At 51.0% G+C, this 310-nt stretch carries 1 protein-coding gene; it reads right to left on the bottom strand.

Annotation, left to right across the window (positions count from 1 at the left end; genetic code table 11):
* Window positions 1-79 precede the first annotated feature (79 nt).
* On the bottom strand, window positions 80-310 hold a 231-nt coding region (locus GBM95_RS12145), incomplete at its 5' end, for a reverse transcriptase domain-containing protein (protein ID WP_264298113.1).

Here is a 310-nt window from a genome sequence, read left to right as displayed (position 1 = left end):
CGCCCTGGTAGCAATTTTCCCTTTGGCTTAGCGGCTTTGGCGGTAGTTTTTCAAATTTCAGATTCGCGTAGCCCCAAAATCAACCCGAGAACCTAGGTTTATGGATGAGCGAGATGACTCTGCCATCCTCGATTCTCTCGGAGAGTATCTGCACCATTTTCGCGTGGTTTATCGTGTCAAAGAACTTTTCGAGGTCCATATCCACGACCCATCTGTATCCCTTGTCAGCCGCGTCCAGCACGTCATAGATCGCGTTGTGCGCTTTCTCGTTCGGCCTGAAACCATGGCTTCGGGTGGAGAAAGTAGGGTC

Source organism: Sutterella seckii (assembly GCF_009183815.1).
In the GTDB taxonomy this organism is placed as follows: Bacteria; Pseudomonadota; Gammaproteobacteria; order Burkholderiales; family Burkholderiaceae_F; genus Sutterella; species Sutterella seckii.
The sequence above is the reverse complement of the archived record's forward strand: the minus strand, read 5'-3'. Positions and strand labels throughout refer to the sequence as shown.